The organism is Veillonella parvula (assembly GCF_902810435.1).
In the GTDB taxonomy this organism is placed as follows: Bacteria; Bacillota; Negativicutes; order Veillonellales; family Veillonellaceae; genus Veillonella.
Genome location: NZ_LR778174.1, coordinates 1,657,391 through 1,677,083 on the forward strand (window position 1 = coordinate 1,657,391; position 19,693 = coordinate 1,677,083).

The window sequence follows — 19,693 nt, forward strand, 5'->3', positions numbered from 1 at the left end:
GTTAAAGCGTAAGATAAAATGCATCCTTTACCTTATAGTATATCAGATGTTTATAAGTACTACAATTACGTAACCACCGTTTTATAAATAATATAAAGTCTATATTTTGACTACAGGTTAGAGTAATTTCTATATACTGTGACATCACGTTTATATGATTTAAACATAGGGATTCATATTCAGGTTCAAGCTGTTTACTATTCTCTAATGTTTGTAGAAATTTTGCATATAAATAATCAATACTTTCATAACGATTACCGACCTTACAACTCCCCATATCAAATAAATTCCGATAAGAGATATCCCCAGGCAATACTAACATCCATTCTGAGGCATACTCTGATACACCGAACACCGTGTTTTCTGGATTAGGCCCATCTAAATCATCCTGTAACCAAGCTGATATTATTTGGTACATATTTAGCATTTCATATTCATCTATTTCACCATAAAACACACCTAACCCATCTAGATCAATCTCTAAATTGGAAATACAACGATACATAAAAACTACCTCCCAAAGATCTCCAATCTTCTTATAGTAAAAGTATAACTATAATCATGTACCATATTTGCCACATTAGACTTTATTTCTATCTTTAAATTTAATAATAAAACAACGCATAAATTCAAAAAGACCCGCTCCATGGTCCTCGGACTCATATAGCGGGTCTTTGTATTAACTTACTAGCATGGGATCGTGAGTTGACAGCGGAATCCAAACGGACTCTACCGGACTCCAAGCCCTAGTCAATTATAGAGGTTTACGAACCACGTCAAGGATAGAACCATCGCGGTATTCTACGATTGCCACGATGTCTTCGTCTTTGTCAGACACAGGAATGTCTACTGGTTTACCTACTAAGTCAAATGCTAATTGTTGTAATTCTTCAATTGTGTAGATAGGCAAGTTGCTATCTTTGAAGCGTTCAATCAAATCAGTACGAGCTGGGTTGATGGCGATACCGTATTCAGTAACGAGAACGTCAACGGAGGAGCCTGGTGTAATTACAGTTGCAACTTTGTCACGGATCATTGGCAACCGGCCACGGATCAATGGACAAGTAATAACTGTACATTTAGCACCTGCTGCTGTATCGGAGTGACCGCCAGAAGCGCCCATCAATACACCGTTAGAGTCAGTCATTACGTTTACGTTGAAATCAAGGTCGATTTCAGTAGCACCAAGGAATACTACGTCTAGGTAGTTTGTAGTGCAGTCAGTCCATGGGTTAGCGTACATGGAAGCGGACATCTCGATGTGTGCAGGGTTTTTATCCAAAGATGCAGCTGCAGTAGTATCGAATGTTTGAGTATCGTAAATAGCACGAATCAAGCCTTCTTCAAGCATACCAGTCAAGATACCAGTAGCGCCACCAATAGCGAAACCACCTACTTCACCGCGTTTACGAAGTTTTTCAGCGATGAATTTCGCTACAGTCAATGGAGCACCACCAGCGCCCAATTGGAATACGAAACCGTCTTTGATAATGCCAGCTTGGTCAAGGAATTCACCAGCTAGTTCAGCAATTTTAATTTGGATAGGGTTTTTAGTGAAACCTACCGCACCAGAAGCGATACCTTCTGGATCACCAATGCTTTCAACCTCAACAACATAATCTACATCAGTTTGAGGAATTGCATAGTTGTGTACATAATCAACCAAGTTATCAGTGATGATAACAGTTGTGTCTGCATAGTGGGAGTCAACTTTAGCATAGCCAAGTGCACCACATGCGGATTTACCCATACGACCAGTAGCATTACCGCGTGGATCAGCTGTAGGAGCACCCATAAAAGCTACGTCGATATGAACTTCGCCAGATTCGATAGCACGAGCACGACCACCATGAGAACGAATCACTACAGGGCGTTTCAATACGCCTGGGTTTTGTGTCAAGAATTTACCAAGACGATCGCGCAAGCCAGATGTTTCAATAGCTGTTACAGTGCCGTCTTGAATCATTTCTACCAAGAATTCATGGCATGGGGACAAGGAGGAAGACGCGATAGTAATATCTTTGATACCTTTTGCTTGTACGCGTTCCATAACCATTTTCATTACATAGTCGCCATTGCGCAAGTGATGATGGAAGGACAAAGTCATGCCATCTTTTACGCCAGCTTTTTCGATTGCTTCATCGATGGAAGCAAGTACTTTATTAGTGCCAACATGGCTCATGTGTACAGGTTTACCTGCACGATGAACTTTAGGTTCAATGGCGAATTCACCTTGATATACTTCGCGACCTTCTAGTGCTGGGATATTTGTTGGGATATCGCGACCTACTTTATTTAACATCGTATTCTGCTCCTTCCTCTAATTCAACTTTAATGCCTGCTGCACGTGCTTTATCAACTACGCGTTGTGCACGAACTACGATAGGACCATCGATCATTTTACCATCTACGGAGATTACGCCTTTATTGTTGCGCAATGCATCTGCATAACTGTTCAATACCTTAACGGAATGAGCGATTTCTTTTTCGTCAGGAGTGAATACTTCGTGGATAATTTTGATTTGGCTTGGGTGGATACAAGATTTGCCATCATAGCCCAAAGCTTTAATGAATTCAACTTCTTCGCGGAAGCCTTGTGGGTCTTTCACGTCGGAGAATACAGTATCGATTACGCGGATACCTGCTTCACGCGCCGCATGAAGGATTGTTTGACGAGCGAACAACAATTCAACAGCTGGTTTATGTTTACCTGTGCGAAGGTCTGCACGATAGTCTTCAGCGCCAAGAGCGATAGCAACTACGCGAGGACCATGGCAGATTTCACGAACATTATATAAGCCGCGGACGGATTCAATAGCCACGATAATGTTGATTGTACCTTCCGGCCAACCGTTAGCTTTTTCCACTTCTTCAATCTTCTTCGCTACGATTTCAACTTCAGAAACATCTTCAGTTTTAGGTAAACGAATCATATCAGGTTTAGCTGGAACGATAACATCAAGATCGTCATAGCCATAAGGAGTTTGTGTAGGATGGTTGATACGAACAACTGTTTCTGCACGGAATTTACGGGATTTCAATGCTTCTGCAGTTAAAAGACGAGCTGTGTCTTTTTCTGTAATTGGCACGGAATCTTCGATATCGATCATGATGGAGTCAGCACCGTGAATATCTGCACTGTTAATCATTTTAGGTGTATTACCCGGTACGAACATCATGGAACGAGACAAGCGTTTTTTAGCAGCCTCTGTTAATGGGTTAGTTTTAACTTCTGGGAATGTTTTATCGTTAGCCATTATGCTTTGCTCCCCCTTTCCAATGCACCTAATACGCGAGCTTTAATTGTGTAATCCCAAGCATTTTTATCTTGTACGATTACTTTTACGCCATCATAACCAGCTTCTTTCACTGTGTTCAAGATAACGGATTTAATTTGGTCGCCGTATTGGCGGATAACTTTGGATGTTAATTCAATTTCGATACCGCTAGCAATCGGTTCAACCGTTACTAATGCATCATTTTTTTCGTCGAAGCCAGCTTGCGCAGCTTTTACTAATTGTGCCATGTTGCATCCTTTCGTTGTGAAACATATATAAAGTTCAAGTCTGTACAGGCTCGTCGCGAGAGCCCAGTACAGACATTGAATACTAACAATTAAATTCTAACACTCCATAGTGAAAGCTTCATATTACATGAAACCAGTGATTTTCCACCAAGGGATACCGATTACGTAGTTCAATACTAAACATACTAAAGCGGAAATCAAACCAACTGTCCACCAATCTTTTACGTTGTTGTAACCAGCGGAGAAGATGATTGGACCAGGAGCAGCACCGTAGTGAGTTACGGAACCACCATAGGAGTTTGTGCCGATCAAGATGAAAGCAAGTAATGTAGGATCCACGCCTGCGTTAACACCTAAAATCAAGAATACTGGAAGCATCGCGGAGATGTATGCAGTACCAGATGCGAAGAAGTAACGAACTGCAACGGAAACAATGGAGATAAGGATAAGCATCATGAATGGATCTAAACCGAAGTTCATGTGAGTTTCTAAGTATTTAGCCAACCATTCGAAGAATTTACCTTTAGTCAATGCAGAGGATAAGCCCAAGATACCACCAAACCAAATCAATGTGTTCCAAGCAGCTTTAGTTTTGAGCAAATCATCCCAAGTAATAATACCAAATACGAATGTAGCAAGCATTGCTACGATAGCAACTGCTGTTGCATTAAGAGTAACATCAAAAGTAGGAAGAATCCAGCCTACGATTGCAAGAAGTGCGATAGCGATAAGACCTTTTTCGGACGCTTTCATAGGTCCTAATTCCGCCAAACCGTCAGCAGCAATTTTCTTGTTGTCGATGTCTTTTACACTTGGACGTTCATACATGTAGCCAATAAGTGGGATAAGCATTAACATGATGAAACCAGGTACGAACATAGCTAATGCCCATTGAGCCCAGTTTAAAGTTACACCAGTCAATTTAGTAATGAAGTCTAAAGCCAATAAGTTTGGCGCCATTGCTGTCGCAAAGAAGAAGGATGTTACTTTAGTTGCAAAGTAACCATTCTGTAAGAGGTAAGCACCTGCTTTTTTAGCAGTCTCACCTGGGTAAGAACCAACTGCTTCAGCGATGGACAAGTTGATTGGATATACGATACCTGCCGCACGAGCTGTGTTGGATGGTGTTGCAGGAGATAAGATCATATCAAGGAATGCAGTTACATAACCAAGACGAAGTGTTGTACTACCAAAAGCGCGAACCAAGTAGTACGCAATGCGGTGACCAAGGCCAGTTTTACCGAATGCAACGGATAAAGCGAAGGCTGCGAAGATCAACCACAATGCTGTATTACTGTAACCAACCAATACGTCTTTTGTATTGTTCAATAAAACAGAAGATGTAGCAACACCTAATAATACTGTAATAGGAACTGGGAATGGTTTTAATACCAAGCCCACGATAGTAGCTAAATAAATACCAAATAATTTCCATACTTCTGGTTTGAGGCCTTCAGGTGTGCCACCGAACCACATAAATGCGACGATGGCAACCATAAGGCCAATGCGCCATAATTTGTCTTTCATGTGTGTCTTTCCCTTTCTTAACTAACTTAGGCATACATAAAATCATCTAGTCTTTAACAACATAACCGCTCGCGACGTCGATTACATTGATTAAGTCTACCCTCATTATAAATGTTTAAAAGTAATATGAAAAATAGATTACCTTTATAGGGGTTATAAAAACTTTTATATCTACTAATCATACTTTTTATGCATTTTAAGCATAGAATTATAGTCCCAAATGAAAAAAATGCATGTATACCTCCTCAAAAGGATATACATGCACTTACATGGTACTATATTAATCTTAATCTATATTATGAGTTATTATATCGAAAAAGTCCAATACTAAAACAGCATGGATGAACAGTTAGAAAATCTCATAGATATACTCTATTATAATGCATCCTATGCTTTATATTCTCTAAATATACTGTCATCCACTACGGTATGTTCTTTGTAGTAATTACGAACATATTCGATAAATGTTTTTACTACAACCAGATTTTCCGCATCTTTTGTGTACACCATATTCGTATCACGGGTGATGTATTCACCATCTTTGCTACGCAATGGACTCACATAGATATCTTTATCCTTACAGGATCCAAGTCCCATATAGGTCAAGATAGACCAACCAAGGCCAGCACGAACAAAATGGCGACAAGTACTCATAGAGTTTACATCCATCGCCACACTTGGAGGCTCATCAAAATGTTCTGCACACCAAGTTTCGATAATATTTGCCACCGATGCATCTGTTTGATATTTAATGAATGGTACTTTTACCAAGGATTCAGGTGGCACTAATTCTTTATATACTAAACAATATGGTTCTGCTAGTAACAATTCAGACTTGCCAGACACATCATAACCACCACGAGCAAAGGCAACCATACAGTCACCCGTATTAAACATCTTTACCACTTGATGGCTGAAAGCAGTCTTCACTTGAATGTGAACATCTGGATATTGTTCTCGGAAAGATCTCAATAAGGCTGGTAATTCATAGTCTGCAAAGTTAATAGATGACGCGATTTTCAATGTCCCTTGAATCTTGCCAGAAGCGGAATTCATAGCATTCTCCAAGGCCTCTTGTTCTTGCATCATTCGCTTGCAGTAATCATAGAAAATTTCGCCTTGTGCCGTGAGGGCAATCCCTTCAGCAGTCCGCAACAACAGAGAATGGCTCAAGGCTTTTTCCATATGGCGCAACCGATAGCTCAACGCTGGTTGCGATAAAAATAATTTTTCAGCAGCCCTTGTAATATTGCCTTCATCCACAACAGTAACAAAGGTTTGCCATTCTCTATCGTCCATATAAACTCCTTTGTTATCGCTTATTACCAAAGATGCGTAATAAGGATAAGAATAAGTTAATGAAATCTAAATAAAGGCTCAAAGCACCAGTGATTTCAATGCGGTCTAAAATTGTTTCATCCTCCATGAGCGCCACTTGTGTCACATTATTTTTAATGCGGTTCACATCGATAGCTGTAAAGATAGAGAATACTACAACACCTACATAACCTAGAACTAAACTAACAGTATCACTAAAGCCACTGAGTACAGTCCAGTTAAAGAAGCGGGCCCCCATCATCACCAAGGATACGATGATCATGCCGAACAATGCCGCCATCACATATGGTGTAAGGGATGATAAATTACGTTTAGTTATAGCCCCTACCACGGCAAAGCCAACGAAGAAAGCAAGCGTACCTATTAACGCCGGAATAACAACATCAAACACATTGTATCGCAACGATACCAAAGTCAATGTGAGACCATTCAAAGCACTATAGAGGAAGAACATACCTCGTAACGTCATTACATTAGCAGAATATGCACGAGCACTAAAAAGGAATACCACACCTAGCTCTACTAATAAGATAATATTAAAATTTTGGTACGCAAAGCGTAACCAATTTGGATTCACTAATGCAGCAAAGCCAACACCAATAGTTGTAAGTAAGCCTACAACCATCCACAAGAAAGAGCCTTTTAATCGTTGGGATACGATACTTTCAACCTGTGCAACCTCAGCTGCAGTAGGTCCTGTTACATTATATGGATTCATACTATCCCTCCTTATTTAATTATCACTCATAGAGATTATCGAGCATTTGCAATGCCCGCAAACACCTTACCACGTTCGCCATCGATAGTCACTTCTTGACCTTCGAGGAGCACTTCGTGGGCATTTTTAGCGCCTAAGATAACAGGAATACCATACGTAATGCCCGCGATAGCACTGTCCGATGTATAACCATCTTCCACTGCGATGATACCGCCAGCACGTTTAGCAATGGCCATCAATTCAGGCTCCATTGTACCTACCACTAGGATATCGCCATCTTTGAAGCTTTCATAATTGCCCTTATGATTAGCCGCAATGTACACATTACCTGTAACGGATTTGCGTAAAATACCATTACCAGACAGGAGCACTCGACCTGCAATATGAACGCGAATCATATTGGTCGTACCTGTTGCACCAGATGGTACCCCAGCGGTAACAACTACGAGGTCACCAGACTCGATGGCGCCAGTGCCAAGAGCACCGGTAATAGCTTGTTTAACCATTTCATCGGAGTTGATGATTTCATGTCCCTTGATAGCCTCTACACCCCAGCATAATTGCATGCGACGGATAGTTTCCTCATGAGGTGTAACAGCGATAATTTTACAATCTGGACGATGACGAGCCACACTAAGTGCGGTGTGACCAGATTCAGTACATGTCAAAATAGCTGTGGCCCCGAGGTTTTGAGCTACGCGCACGCTAGCCAAACATACGGCGCTTGTGGTAGTCATTTCTTCATCCTCACGAGCGCGGCTATAGCTATCATAAATTGCAGCCTTCTCCGTTACCTCTGCAATGCGAGTCATGGTTGCAACAGCTTCTACAGGATAGGAACCATTGGCTGTTTCGCCAGACAACATAATCGCATCAGTACCATCCAAAATGGCGTTGGCTACGTCACTTGCTTCCGCACGTGTAGGACGTGGGTTTTGAATCATAGACTCGAGCATTTGTGTCGCCGTAATAACGGGTTTCCCCAAGTCATTACATTTTTCAATCATCATCTTTTGAAGTACTGGCACCTCTTCTGCAGGAATTTCTACACCGAGATCGCCACGAGCAACCATGAGTCCATCCGCAACTTCCAAGATTTCATCGATATTTTTAACGCCTTCTGCATTTTCAATTTTCGCGATAATCTTTATGTCTTTTTTCTCAGACTCAAGAATGCGACGAATAGCCACAATGTCTTTGCCGCGTTGCATGAAGGATGCGGCCACAAAGTCTACCCCTTGTTGACAACCAAAGCGCAAGTCTGCTTCATCCTGTTCAGATACGGGTGGCAAGCTTAGTGCTATACCTGGTACGGCTACACGCTTGCGGTTACCGATTTCCCCGCTGTTTTGAACAGTTGTAACGATATTATTACCTTCGATAGCATCGATAACAAGTGTTACAAGCCCATCAGCCAAGAGGACTTTATCCCCTACGGACACATCGCCTGTAAGACCTTTGTAGTTCACGGAGCTAAGCTCTTTTGTACCTTCCACATCATCTGTAGTCAACGTAAATTGTTGACCGGCTTCGAGAAATACCTTGCCCTCTTTAAATAGACCAAGACGTACCTCTGGACCTTTTGTATCGAGCATTAATGCGATTGGTTTATTCACAATCATCGCCGCATCGCGCACCATTTGCATGCGTTCTGCTTGCTCTTCATGGGATCCGTGGGAGAAGTTAAAACGAGCTACGTTCATGCCCGCCCGCATCATATCTTCTAAGATACCAAATTTATCCGTTCCCGGACCTACAGTACATACGATCTTTGTACGTTTCATCTTTCCTCCTATGAAAGCACCTCCAAGATTGGATCTTTCATTTCTTATTATATCAATGTTGGTGAAAGCTATCTATACCTCACGCAACATATGTTTCTCTACACCATTTATATACTTATGTATCAAGTATATGCTTATTACATGTTACACCTATATATGCTCATTATATGTCGCACATACTTGTGTTAACATTATATGTTTACTGTACCTCTACGGAGCCCTCGCCTAGAATAGATTCAATAGCCCTGATAGATTCATCACTAGGGTCAAAGCACATATTTGGTGGTAAATTAATGCGTTTTCGTTGACGGTGTAAATATAACGACGTTGGCACAGAGCCAGCGGTGCTAGTCAATACGCGTTTTAAGGCTTCGCTATTTTCTGGTGTATCATATTGGCTATAAATGTGGATTGCCACCTGTTTTGCCTGCCCATAGTTTACCTTTAATGGCGTAATACGGTCTGCAATGATTTGCACACCCTTTTCATCCGCATCAACCCGGCCTTTTACCTTAACAATCATATCGACCGCAAGGAATTGCTGACTTTGACTAAAGACCTTAGGGAATGCCACTACATTAGCCGCACCAGAATAATCTTCGATGCGAAGAATGGACATAACCTCATTGCGCTTTGTCATGCGATCCGATTTATTTTCGATGAGGCCACCAAAGGTAATGGTTTGGCCATCGTATTGCTCTGGATTTTCTACGAGAGCACCCAGTTCAAAGAGACCTTCCAATTCTTTCGCATATCCTTGCAATGGATGCCCCGTAATGTAAAAGCCGGTATATTCTTTTTCATCCTTTAACTTATCGTCTTCCGATAAATCCTCCACATTGGGAACAGGGATGAAATCGACAGATTCTTCCATATCGCCAAAGAGGTTCATGGTACCCATAGCAGCATCTTTTTGCTCTTTAGCACCAACGGCTTGTGCGCTTTCATACATGTGCAACAATTGGTTACGATTTTCCTTGAAGCCATCCATGGCGCCGCAGCGAATGAGACTTTCAAGAAGTCGTTTATTAACAACCCTATTATCCACCCGTTTGCAGAAGTCCACGATATCCGTATACAGACCATGCTCATTGCGCTCGCGAATCAAGCGATCAATAGCATTGTCCCCTACGTTCTTAATACCGCCAAGGCCAAAGCGAATGGCGTCGTCTTGTACGGCAAAACTGCGTTCAGAATAGTTAATATCTGGACCTAGAACCTTAACGTTATGCTTCTTGCAAGAGTTAATGTAATACGTTAACTTTTGCATATTCTGCATGAAGCTCGTCATGGTAGCCGCCATAAATTCCGGGAAATAGTGCGCTTTCAAGTACGCTGTCTGGTACGCGATATACGCATAAGCCGCACTATGTGATTTATTAAAGCCGTAGCCAGCGAAGTATACGAGCAAGTCGAATACTTCATTCGCAACGGATTCAGTAATACCGTTTGCTACGGAGCCTTGAATAAAGGACTCCCGTTGCGCCTTTAGAACAGATTCCTTTTTCTTACCCATGGCACGGCGCATCAAATCCGCTTGACCAAGGGAGAAGCCCCCCATGGCGGACGCAATCTGCATAACCTGTTCTTGGTATAAGATTACACCAAAGGTATCTTTCAAGATAGGTTCCAAAATAGGATGTAAATAAGTAACCTCTTTTTTATCATGACGGCGGTCGATAAAGTCCGCCACCATCCCAGAGCCTAATGGGCCTGGACGATACAAGGCTACCAATGGAATTAAGTCTTCAAAATGCTCAGGCTTAAGGTCCATAACGAGCTTAGTGATACCTTCCGACTCAAGTTGGAATACACCAGATGTGTCACCCTTGGTGAGAAGCTCACAAGCCGCCGCATCATCGAGCGGAATGGCGTCTAAGTCTAGGTCAATACCACGGTTCGCCTTGATGAGTTTTAAAGCATCCCCCATAACCGTCAAAGTACGGAGGCCCAAGAAGTCCATTTTTAGGAGGCCCAATTCCTCGATATTATCCTTATCATACTGCGTTACAAAGCCTTCATCGTTGGCATTTTGTACAGGTACATGGTCATCGAGAGGATCTGCAGAAATTACGACGCCCGCCGCGTGCGTGGACGAATTTCGCGCTATCCCTTCTAGCTTTTTACCAAAGTCGAATAACTCTTTTACATTTGGATCGGTTTCGTATAAAGCTTTTAACTCTTTTCCTTGTAGAGCCTTATCTAAGGTAATCCCCAGTTCGTTGGGAATCATCTTAGCGATGCGGTTCACTTCAGCCAGAGGTAAGTCGAGCACGCGACCTACGTCACGAATAACGGCACGAGCTGCCTCTGTACCAAAGGTAATAATCTGAGATACGCGAGCTTGACCGTATTTTCTCGTCACATATTCAATGGCTTGACCACGTTTTTCATAGCAGAAGTCAATATCGATATCAGGCATGCTTACCCGCTCTGGATTTAAGAACCGTTCAAAAAGCAAATCGTATTTTAATGGATCAAGACCTGTAATACCTAAAAGGTACGCTACTACAGAACCTGCCGCAGAACCACGGCCTGGTCCTACTAAGATATCGTGCTCACGGGCATACCGCACATAATCCCACACGATGAGGAAGTAATCCTCAAACCCCATCGTACCGATAACATCTAACTCGTAGTCGAGACGCTTTTGTAACTCTTCAGACGTTTCACCATAAAGGCGTGGAATTTCTCGTTCACAAACCTTACGTAAATACGTTTTAGACGTTTCCCCTTCGGGCACATCAAAGTGAGGCAAGTGATGTTCGTCGAAGTTGAATTCTACGTTACAGCGCTCTGCAATTTTTAATGTGTTTTCAATGGCCCCAGGAATATGAGAGAACAACTGCGCCATCTCATCCCCGGATTTCAAATAGAACTCATCATTAGGGAACTTTAAGCGGTCCACTTCGGCACGGCGGCGGCCTGTAGAAATACAAACCTTAATATCCTGAGCGTCTGCATCCTCTTTTAAGACATAGTGGAAGTCATTAGACGCTACAATGCCAAGACCATATTCCTTGCTGAGCTTAATGAGTTCCTCTTGAGCCTTTGCCTCCTCTGGCAAACCATGATTTTGAATTTCTAAGAAAAAATTATCCTTGCCGTACGTCTCGATATGCCATTCGATGGAACGCTTGGCGCCTTCCATATTGTCTTGCAAAATATACTGAGGAATTTCTCCTTGAATACACGCACTAAGGGCAATAATCCCTTTGCTGTATTGGCGCAATAAATCTCGGTCTGCACGAGGACGATATAACATACCTTCCGTAGATGCTTTAGACACGATTTTAACAAGATTACGATACCCTTCCATAGTCTCCGCCAATAGGATGAGATGTTTTAATCTTTCACGGCTGCGACCTTCGGGACGATCAAATCGGTTGTTTTCCGTTACATATACTTCACAACCGATGATAGGCTTAACGCCTTGGGCTATACACTCTTTATAGAAATAAATGGCTGCGTACATATTGCCATGGTCCGTGATGGCAAGGGCGGGCTGATTTAACTCCTTCGCACGACGTACCATGTCAGGCAAACGACTTATGCCGTCTAGCAAACTAAACTCTGTATGACTATGTAAATGTACAAATGGCTGCATGGTACACCTCCTTTAAGGGCGATGAGCAAAATACACGTTCAATGACTTCTTACGAGCCTTCCAATCTGGCAAAAACTGTGCCACGAGATTGTGAAAGTTCTTGGAATGGTCTAAATATTTAAAATGAGCAAACTCATGAACCATAACGTACTCAATATACGCCTGTGGTCCCTCTAACAAACGGGTGTTCATCTTGACGAGCTGCTTTGCAGGCGTACAAGAACCCCAACGACTCTTCATTCGCTGCTGTTTTATGATTGGCATAGGCACATCAATACCTTGCTTGTGAAAGCGCTGATACACGACCTTTGCCCAGTGGACAAAGACCTTCTCCCCTAAATTACGCCAGTAACTCTGCATTAATTTATGCTTTGCTTCAAAGGTCGTACCCTGAGGTACAACCATGGTAAGAATGGCTTTCCCGTCAAAGCCTATGTGAGGCTTTCCATCCTGCTCAACTAAGCGCAACGTAACTGGAATGCCGAGGATGGATAAACTTTCACCATTCACATACTGCAACGCATCGACGCGCTTGGCATTCAATGCATCAATCTTGTAACGAGCCCGCTCAATGAAGGACATATTCTCGATGACAAACTTGTCCACCCTATAATCCGGCACATACCCATTCGCCGACACATGGATCACACCATCCTTTGTAATGCGCATGTTCATGTTCTTCACACGCTTGATGGTTAACTCATATTCAATTCTGTCGCCATTATAGGTAATAGACCTAGTTGTTGAAGTATTCATACCTTTTATTTTATCATAAAACACTCATGAAAACGTAGAATTCTGGTAATTTTAATAGAACTACTTAGATTTTAATCAATACTGATTTTTATTAGTTTTCAATATAAAAATGACACCTATACCAGTCCCTTATGAAAGGTATAGATGTCATTAAAATAAGCTTATAACATTTAACACTAAATATTATTTAAGGATAGAAGTTAATAAAGGTTAATCCCAAAATTAAAAGTAATCATAAGTATAGAACCAACTTAATAATCTTTTAGAATCTATAATCCCAAGTCTATAAACTTCCCTAAAACTTTAATTTGCCAGAACATCCCTCTAGTAGCTTTTAAATCAATGTCTGTTTTTAACTTATCAAAACTCACATCATAAAATGGTAATAATACCTGTAATGATGCTAATTTTGCTTTCATAGTAATTAATTCTTTACTTAATTGCCCGGATATATTAGTATCAACTATCTCCTGTAAATTGGAAATACATGCTTGAAAATCTTCATTCTGAATACGTTCACACGTATATATTTCAGACAAATAGGTCTGTTTAATACAACTTAAGATTGATTCAGAAATGAATTCAGGTTTTTGTAAGACTTCATACAATCCTAACAAAAACAACGCCCAAAATATCTCCTCTACATAATCGGTAAAGAAATAGATACCGAACTTCTTTTCATCATGTGTAGAAATCTTTAACGCTTCAGATAAAGTATTACCCTCTAACTCCCGTTCTATTAAAGCAATCCAACTACTGCATTCAATATCATCTAACATATCATTTAATGGTGGTATAGGAATCCTACGAGCCATCCACTCATCAACATCCTCTAAACTCATCCCATCTCCAATAATATTTAACAATTTATCGGACAGATGTGCTTTTCTACACATTAATCGAATTAACATACTAAATATGTAATATTCTAGAATGGTCAAATCAATATAATTTCGTCTATATGCCTTAACAGCGCCCAATATAAAGACCATTAAAAATGTATCTAAACTTTTTTTATTTTTAAAATAGATCATATTTATACCTCTACCCACTATATTATTTTAGCTTTTGATTTACTGGTTTATCATTAACCCTTTTTATTTATAGTAATAAATAATATATATTCTTTAGCCAGCCTCCCCAACTAAGTATGAATACATTGAAAAGTTAATCACTCTAAATAGTTTTCTAACCTCATTTTATGTTCTGGTTTTAAGCTCATATTATCTCGTGCAGTGACTAACTTAACAAATAATTCTTCTATAACCTCCTTATCCTCTTTACTAAATTGACTATAATGATCTATAGCTATAATTTTATCTTTCAATTGTTTATCATGATTTCGTTCTTTGATTAATTCATTAATACTAAACTCTTTTGATTTACTAGAAACCATTTCATTAATAAAATTATAATTTAATAAGTTATTAGAATAGTACTTCCATACTATACCAGTTTCTAAATCTATCTTAGTAATGCTTCCAAAATCAACATTATAGAATATATTATTAGAAATTTTATACGTATCAATTTTCGATAATTTAGATCCTGTAGCTAAATTATAAATTCCACGGGTTTCGTAAGAAAAAAAGAATGGAAATCTAATGATACTTCCCTCCTCTATAGGAATTCTTTGCCTAAAATCAGCATAAAATTTGCTTTTCCAAACTTCCTGTTCCGAATCAGAAAAACGACTAAATTCTGGATATACATTAGTAATGTCATTTATTCTGATTTCATTAGATGGCTCTTTATGTAATATAAATACATGTTCGTTATTTAATTCATTATATACACCAATACCATTTGTAGTTATATAATATATTTTCCCTCGTACTTCATCAAAACCAAGAACATTAGAAACAATTATATTAGTTGGCTCTTTGTAATATATTATACCTCCCCTCAGATCCAAATAGTGGATAAATGGGTGCATAAAGTTTGTAGCAAAGAAAAGCCAACCGCCAAAAATAATACCTACTACTATTAAACAAGAAAGAAGTATTCTCTCAAGCCATTTTTTTGAGTTTTTTCCTATCCGCATGGAAGCTCATCCAATCAATTTCATCAACAAACTTAAAATCATTTATCCCCATAAGTTAGTTCTAAAGATACCTCACCATTAAAGGTTAATGTATATACTAAACCAGAGAATGGGTTTTGATTATAGAATTTAAAAGTCTCAATCATCGCTAAAATTTCATTTTTTAAATCATACATAACTTCCGAAATAATAGCCGGCTCTTCATCATTATTTTCTACATACTTTGTAATATATGAATCATCCTCAGTTTTATAAACCCAAAGCTCTACAAAGGGATTATTAACATTCATATCAAAGTGTAATTTAGCACGATGCCAATTTAGAGGCGTTAACTTGTATATACTTTTGGCCACTTTATTATAATGTTTTTCAAGTTCTGATTCTAAGCTTTTATGCTTTAACTTAAACGCCTTATCAATGGCAGTATAATTTTTTGCTAATACACGAGACTCCATATCTTCCAATAATAAAACACCTCGTGGACCTTTTAGCATTTCTTTATATACATTCGGATCAAATTCATCTTCATTTTCCAAAACACCAAAGTTTTTATATACCCACTTATATCTATTTTGGAGCCAGCAATCGTCAGTTACAGGATCATTATGAAATTCACAATGGGGCTCATAATCATCGCGTGAAATATACATTGTTCCCCAAGTCCACTTCTCAATCGATGCTTCGTGTAATAATCTAACATTCGTTAAAATATCATACATCCCCTGTTTCATTCGTTCGCTATTTTCATCAGAAAAATTATATATAAATTCACCATATTGAATAATAGATCCACCTGGCGTTTTTATATAATAACAACCTGATGTTGATCCTAACTCAGAACATTCAAAATACAAATAAATTTTATACCAATGCTTGGGCATTAAATCAACTAATATATCTCTTATTTTATTAATGTATATATTCATATGTACTCCTATTAATTTTCACTTTTCCAATTAAATTAAATCTATTTAAATCTTGATGAAATTAAATACAAACATACATGTTGCTATAAAAAATATTGGCAATATAGAATAAAAATCTTTTTTAGCTTTTTTAATGAGCATTACTTTCACGTCAGGTGATAAACTACAATCCAATTCAATAGCAGGAACTCTTAACCACATTTCTAATAAAAACAGAATTACAGATGTCAATTCTATTAAAAACCGTACTAGTCTAGAATATCCTGCAAAAATAATATATAAAAAAATTATCACACCTAAAAACAACTCTGTAATTAACAAAGATTTTGAGCGTTTAATTTTAATATGCTGTAATGTGAAGTATGGATTTTTAATGAAATACAGACAAAATAAAAATGCTAAAAATCCTGCAAATACTACTATCATAACTTTCTCCTATAAGACTAGTAAATATTTATTCCACTTCTATATTCAATTATATGTTAAACTAGCGTATACCACCAACGAATATTTTGTTATGTTGCGGCAAAAAAAGTACCATCTATCAAGGGACGACTTATGTGTCGTTTAGCTCCCCAAATAGATGGTACTTTTTATAATTAAGTTAATTAAATTGTTCAAATAAACATGTCTCACTCAATCTACAATGTTAGTATATTAAACTACTTTATATTTCGTCGTGCCGCTAAGCTACCAGCGCTGCTAGCTAGGCCCGCTCGATTGATATGTGGGTTCCCATGTTTGTACGTCTTTGGCTTGCTACCTTTATCTTCTACTTTTGATTTCTCAAATTTAGTAAATAAATTATCTAGCTCACGCAAGAGCGCACGTTTTTGTGAGTCTTTTAACTCAAATACTTCCCCTTTATAGGCGATGTATTTGTTTTTAAGTACAGGACTGAGATCATAGATAGGCTCGTGTTGTTCTCCATTTACATCCAACAGCTCATCCAAGGTCAATCCATAATAGCGAGACAGGGCACAGAGTGTATCTAAATCTGGTTCGCGATACCCTGTTTCGTAATTTGAAAGTGCCGCATTACTGATACCTACGGCCTTTGCTACTTCGATTTGGCTTTTGCCCATGCGCACGCGAGCACGCTTTAAGTTCTTGTAAAACTGCATGTTCATCACCTGTATCGATACATAAACAACTACAAACTATATACTTTTATAATAATGTATCACTGATTTTTTTGAAAGCTTCATCAGCAACGGCTAATGTGCGTTCTACTTCACTGCTCTTATGACAGATAGATACGAAATTACTTTCATAAGGGCTTGGCGCATAGTAAATACCATGGCTCAAGTTATGGTGGAAGAACATTTTGAATTGTTCTTCGTTGCAAGCTGCTGCATCATCAAAGTTCTTAACTGGTTTATCAGTGAAGAAGATGGTGAACATAGAGCCTACACGCTGTACTACAACAGGCACATTGTATTGTGCCGCCAATCTTTCAAAGCCTTCGCAAAGGGCAATCGTCGTATCTTCTACTTGTTTAAATACCGTTGGATCACGTTGCAGAATGGAAAGCGTTGCCAAACCAGAGGTAACGGCAATTGGGTTACCACTCAATGTACCAGCTTGGTAGATAGGACCAGCTGGAGCAATTTGGTTCATAATCTCGCGAGAGCCACCAAACACAGCAAGTGGCATGCCACCGCCAACGATTTTACCAAGGCATGTAAGGTCCGGTTTAATCTTGTAACGCTTTTGGGCACCCCCACTGCTAGCGCGGAAGCCACACATAACTTCGTCAAAGATCAACACAGCGCCGTGAGCCTTAGTCACTTCGCGCAAGGTTTCGAGGAAACCTGGTGCTGGAGGTACGCAGCCCATGTTACCAGCTACAGGTTCAACTATGATCGCCGCAATAGTATCGCCGATCTCGTCGAATAATTTACGAACCGCTTCAGAATCATTGTACGGCAATGTTATGGTATTCTCTGCTACGCCTTGAGGAACGCCAGGGCTATCCGGCACGCCAAAGGTAGCAAGGCCAGAGCCAGCTTTTACCAAGAGAGCATCGCTATGACCATGGTAACAGCCCACAAATTTCACGATGCGATCGCGACCAGTATAGCCACGAGCAACGCGCAAGGCACTCATGGTAGCCTCTGTACCAGAGTTTACGAGGCGGATAACCTCCATGGATGGCATGAAGGCTTGTATCTTTTTAGCCAATTCTGTTTCTAGTAATGTAGGCGCACCATAGCTAGTACCGCGAGGAATAGCCTCTTGTAGGCTCGCGATAACCTCTGGGTTCGCATGGCCCAAGATCATAGGACCCCAGCTCAATACATAGTCGATGTATTCGTTATTATCGATGTCATAAATACGGCTACCACTGGCACTGCTGATAAACGGAGGGTTGGATCCTACGCTGCGATAGGAACGAACAGGACTATTTACGCCGCCAGGCATATAACGTTTAGCCTCGTTAAAGGCCTTTTCAGATTTACCGAGTTGGAACATAGTTCCTCCTTATTGTTGTAACCATTTAGCAATATCTAAGGCATGGTACGTAATGATGATTTTAGCACCAGCACGCTTCATGGAAAGCATTGTTTCCATAACGAGGCGTTCTTCGTCGATAAGACCAGCCGCTGCGGCGGATTTGACCATCGCATACTCACCAGATACATTGTATACCGCAACCGGCAATTCATAGCGGTCGCGTGTTTCACGAACAATGTCCAAATAGGATAATGCCGGTTTAATCATGATAATATCCGCACCTTCAGCGATGTCGAGTTCAATTTCTCTGAAAGCTTCCAAGCGATTGGCTGGATCCATTTGATAAGATTTACGGTCACCAAATTTTGGCGCAGAATTAACAGCACCGCGGAACGGACCATAGTAAGCAGATGCGTATTTTGCCGCATAGCTCATAATAGATACATTGGTATAGCCTGCCGCATCAAGGGCTTCACGAATAGCACCTACACGGCCGTCCATCATATCGGATGGAGCCACCATATGTGCACCAGCTTCTGCTTGGCTTACCGCAACTTTACAAAGCAATGGTAATGTTTCGTCGTTCAATATTTCATGGTCATCGATCATGCCACAGTGACCGGTAGAGGTATATTGGCACAAGCATACGTCAGAAATAACCAAGAGATTTGGCACGGCTTCGCGGATGGCTTTGATGGCTTGTTGTACTGGTTGGGACATATCCCAAGCAGAGGAACCTTGCTCATCTTTATATGTAGGAATACCAAAGATTTCTACACCACGCACACCAAGATCATAAGTCTCTTGAGCTACTTTCACAGCCTCGTCAACAGACAAGTGATATTGACCTGGCAATGTGTCGATTTCTTTTTTAATACCTTCACCAGGCACGATAAATAATGGATAAATCAAATCAGTTACGTCGAGTGTCGTTTCGCGTACCAAATCACGCATTTCTGGATTGATACGCAAGCGGCGAGGACGGTATGTTAAATCGTACATGTAATCCT

17 protein-coding genes are annotated in these 19,693 nt (G+C 40.1%); all 17 read right to left on the reverse strand.

The features are described from left to right. Position 1: 1 nt before the first annotated feature. The 17 genes from FNLLGLLA_RS07510 to hemB all read right to left on the reverse strand — a co-directional run bounded on the left by FNLLGLLA_RS07510 (position 2) and on the right by hemB (position 19,685). Positions 2-505 (reverse strand): hypothetical protein, encoded by a 504-nt coding sequence (locus FNLLGLLA_RS07510; RefSeq protein ID WP_156697436.1) that lies wholly within the window; start codon positions 503-505, stop codon positions 2-4. Positions 506-754: 249 nt separating this feature from the next. After that, entirely contained in the window at positions 755-2,302 is a 1,548-nt protein-coding gene (gene citF / locus FNLLGLLA_RS07515) for a citrate lyase subunit alpha (RefSeq protein WP_156697435.1), read from the reverse strand. Next, complete coding sequence (locus FNLLGLLA_RS07520) at positions 2,292-3,257, reverse strand: HpcH/HpaI aldolase/citrate lyase family protein (RefSeq protein WP_004695279.1); 966 nt, start codon at positions 3,255-3,257, stop codon at positions 2,292-2,294. Before FNLLGLLA_RS07520 ends, citF begins: the two co-directional genes overlap by 11 nt. Then, positions 3,257-3,526 carry a citrate lyase acyl carrier protein gene (gene citD / locus FNLLGLLA_RS07525; RefSeq protein ID WP_004696923.1) on the reverse strand — a complete coding sequence of 90 codons (270 nt, stop codon included), beginning with the start codon at positions 3,524-3,526 and terminating at the stop codon, positions 3,257-3,259. Before citD ends, FNLLGLLA_RS07520 begins: the two co-directional genes overlap by 1 nt. A 123-nt stretch (positions 3,527-3,649) precedes the next feature. Then, complete coding sequence (locus tag FNLLGLLA_RS07530) at positions 3,650-5,053, reverse strand: DASS family sodium-coupled anion symporter (protein WP_012864718.1); 1,404 nt, start codon at positions 5,051-5,053, stop codon at positions 3,650-3,652. Positions 5,054-5,440: 387 nt separating this feature from the next. Further along, positions 5,441-6,352 carry a LysR family transcriptional regulator gene (locus FNLLGLLA_RS07535; RefSeq protein WP_105086979.1) on the reverse strand — a complete coding sequence of 304 codons (912 nt, stop codon included), beginning with the start codon at positions 6,350-6,352 and terminating at the stop codon, positions 5,441-5,443. A gap of 13 nt (positions 6,353-6,365) precedes the next feature. Continuing rightward, positions 6,366-7,109: a Bax inhibitor-1/YccA family protein gene (locus FNLLGLLA_RS07540; RefSeq protein ID WP_101928435.1), complete on the reverse strand. Its 744-nt coding sequence runs from the start codon at positions 7,107-7,109 to the stop codon at positions 6,366-6,368. 35 nt (positions 7,110-7,144) lie between these two features. After that, a complete protein-coding gene (gene pyk / locus FNLLGLLA_RS07545; RefSeq protein WP_123138532.1) occupies positions 7,145-8,893 on the reverse strand; it encodes a pyruvate kinase in 1,749 nt (582 codons plus the stop codon). A gap of 199 nt (positions 8,894-9,092) precedes the next feature. Continuing rightward, positions 9,093-12,500 (reverse strand): DNA polymerase III subunit alpha, encoded by a 3,408-nt coding sequence (locus FNLLGLLA_RS07550; RefSeq protein ID WP_156697434.1) that lies wholly within the window; start codon positions 12,498-12,500, stop codon positions 9,093-9,095. A gap of 12 nt (positions 12,501-12,512) precedes the next feature. Further along, positions 12,513-13,280, reverse strand: a complete 768-nt coding sequence (locus tag FNLLGLLA_RS07555) for a M48 family metallopeptidase (RefSeq protein ID WP_042975903.1) — start codon at positions 13,278-13,280, stop codon at positions 12,513-12,515. Between the two features lie 245 nt (positions 13,281-13,525). Further along, on the reverse strand, positions 13,526-14,290 hold the full coding sequence (locus tag FNLLGLLA_RS07560; RefSeq protein WP_039965274.1) for a DUF3969 family protein: 765 nt from the start codon (positions 14,288-14,290) through the stop codon (positions 13,526-13,528). Positions 14,291-14,427: 137 nt separating this feature from the next. Next, complete coding sequence (locus FNLLGLLA_RS07565; RefSeq protein WP_156697433.1) at positions 14,428-15,300, reverse strand: hypothetical protein; 873 nt, start codon at positions 15,298-15,300, stop codon at positions 14,428-14,430. Between the two features lie 38 nt (positions 15,301-15,338). Continuing rightward, positions 15,339-16,226: an immunity protein YezG family protein gene (locus FNLLGLLA_RS07570; RefSeq protein ID WP_156697432.1), complete on the reverse strand. Its 888-nt coding sequence runs from the start codon at positions 16,224-16,226 to the stop codon at positions 15,339-15,341. A gap of 45 nt (positions 16,227-16,271) precedes the next feature. Beyond that, positions 16,272-16,652 (reverse strand): hypothetical protein, encoded by a 381-nt coding sequence (locus tag FNLLGLLA_RS07575; RefSeq protein WP_004696894.1) that lies wholly within the window; start codon positions 16,650-16,652, stop codon positions 16,272-16,274. 236 nt (positions 16,653-16,888) lie between these two features. Next, positions 16,889-17,350, reverse strand: coding sequence for a helix-turn-helix domain-containing protein (locus tag FNLLGLLA_RS07580; protein WP_156697431.1), 462 nt, complete (start codon positions 17,348-17,350; stop codon positions 16,889-16,891). Between the two features lie 46 nt (positions 17,351-17,396). Continuing rightward, complete coding sequence (hemL, locus tag FNLLGLLA_RS07585; RefSeq protein WP_156697430.1) at positions 17,397-18,701, reverse strand: glutamate-1-semialdehyde 2,1-aminomutase; 1,305 nt, start codon at positions 18,699-18,701, stop codon at positions 17,397-17,399. A 9-nt stretch (positions 18,702-18,710) separates the two neighbouring features. Beyond that, positions 18,711-19,685, reverse strand: a complete 975-nt coding sequence (gene hemB, locus FNLLGLLA_RS07590) for a porphobilinogen synthase (RefSeq protein WP_156697429.1) — start codon at positions 19,683-19,685, stop codon at positions 18,711-18,713. Positions 19,686-19,693: the final 8 nt, after the last annotated feature.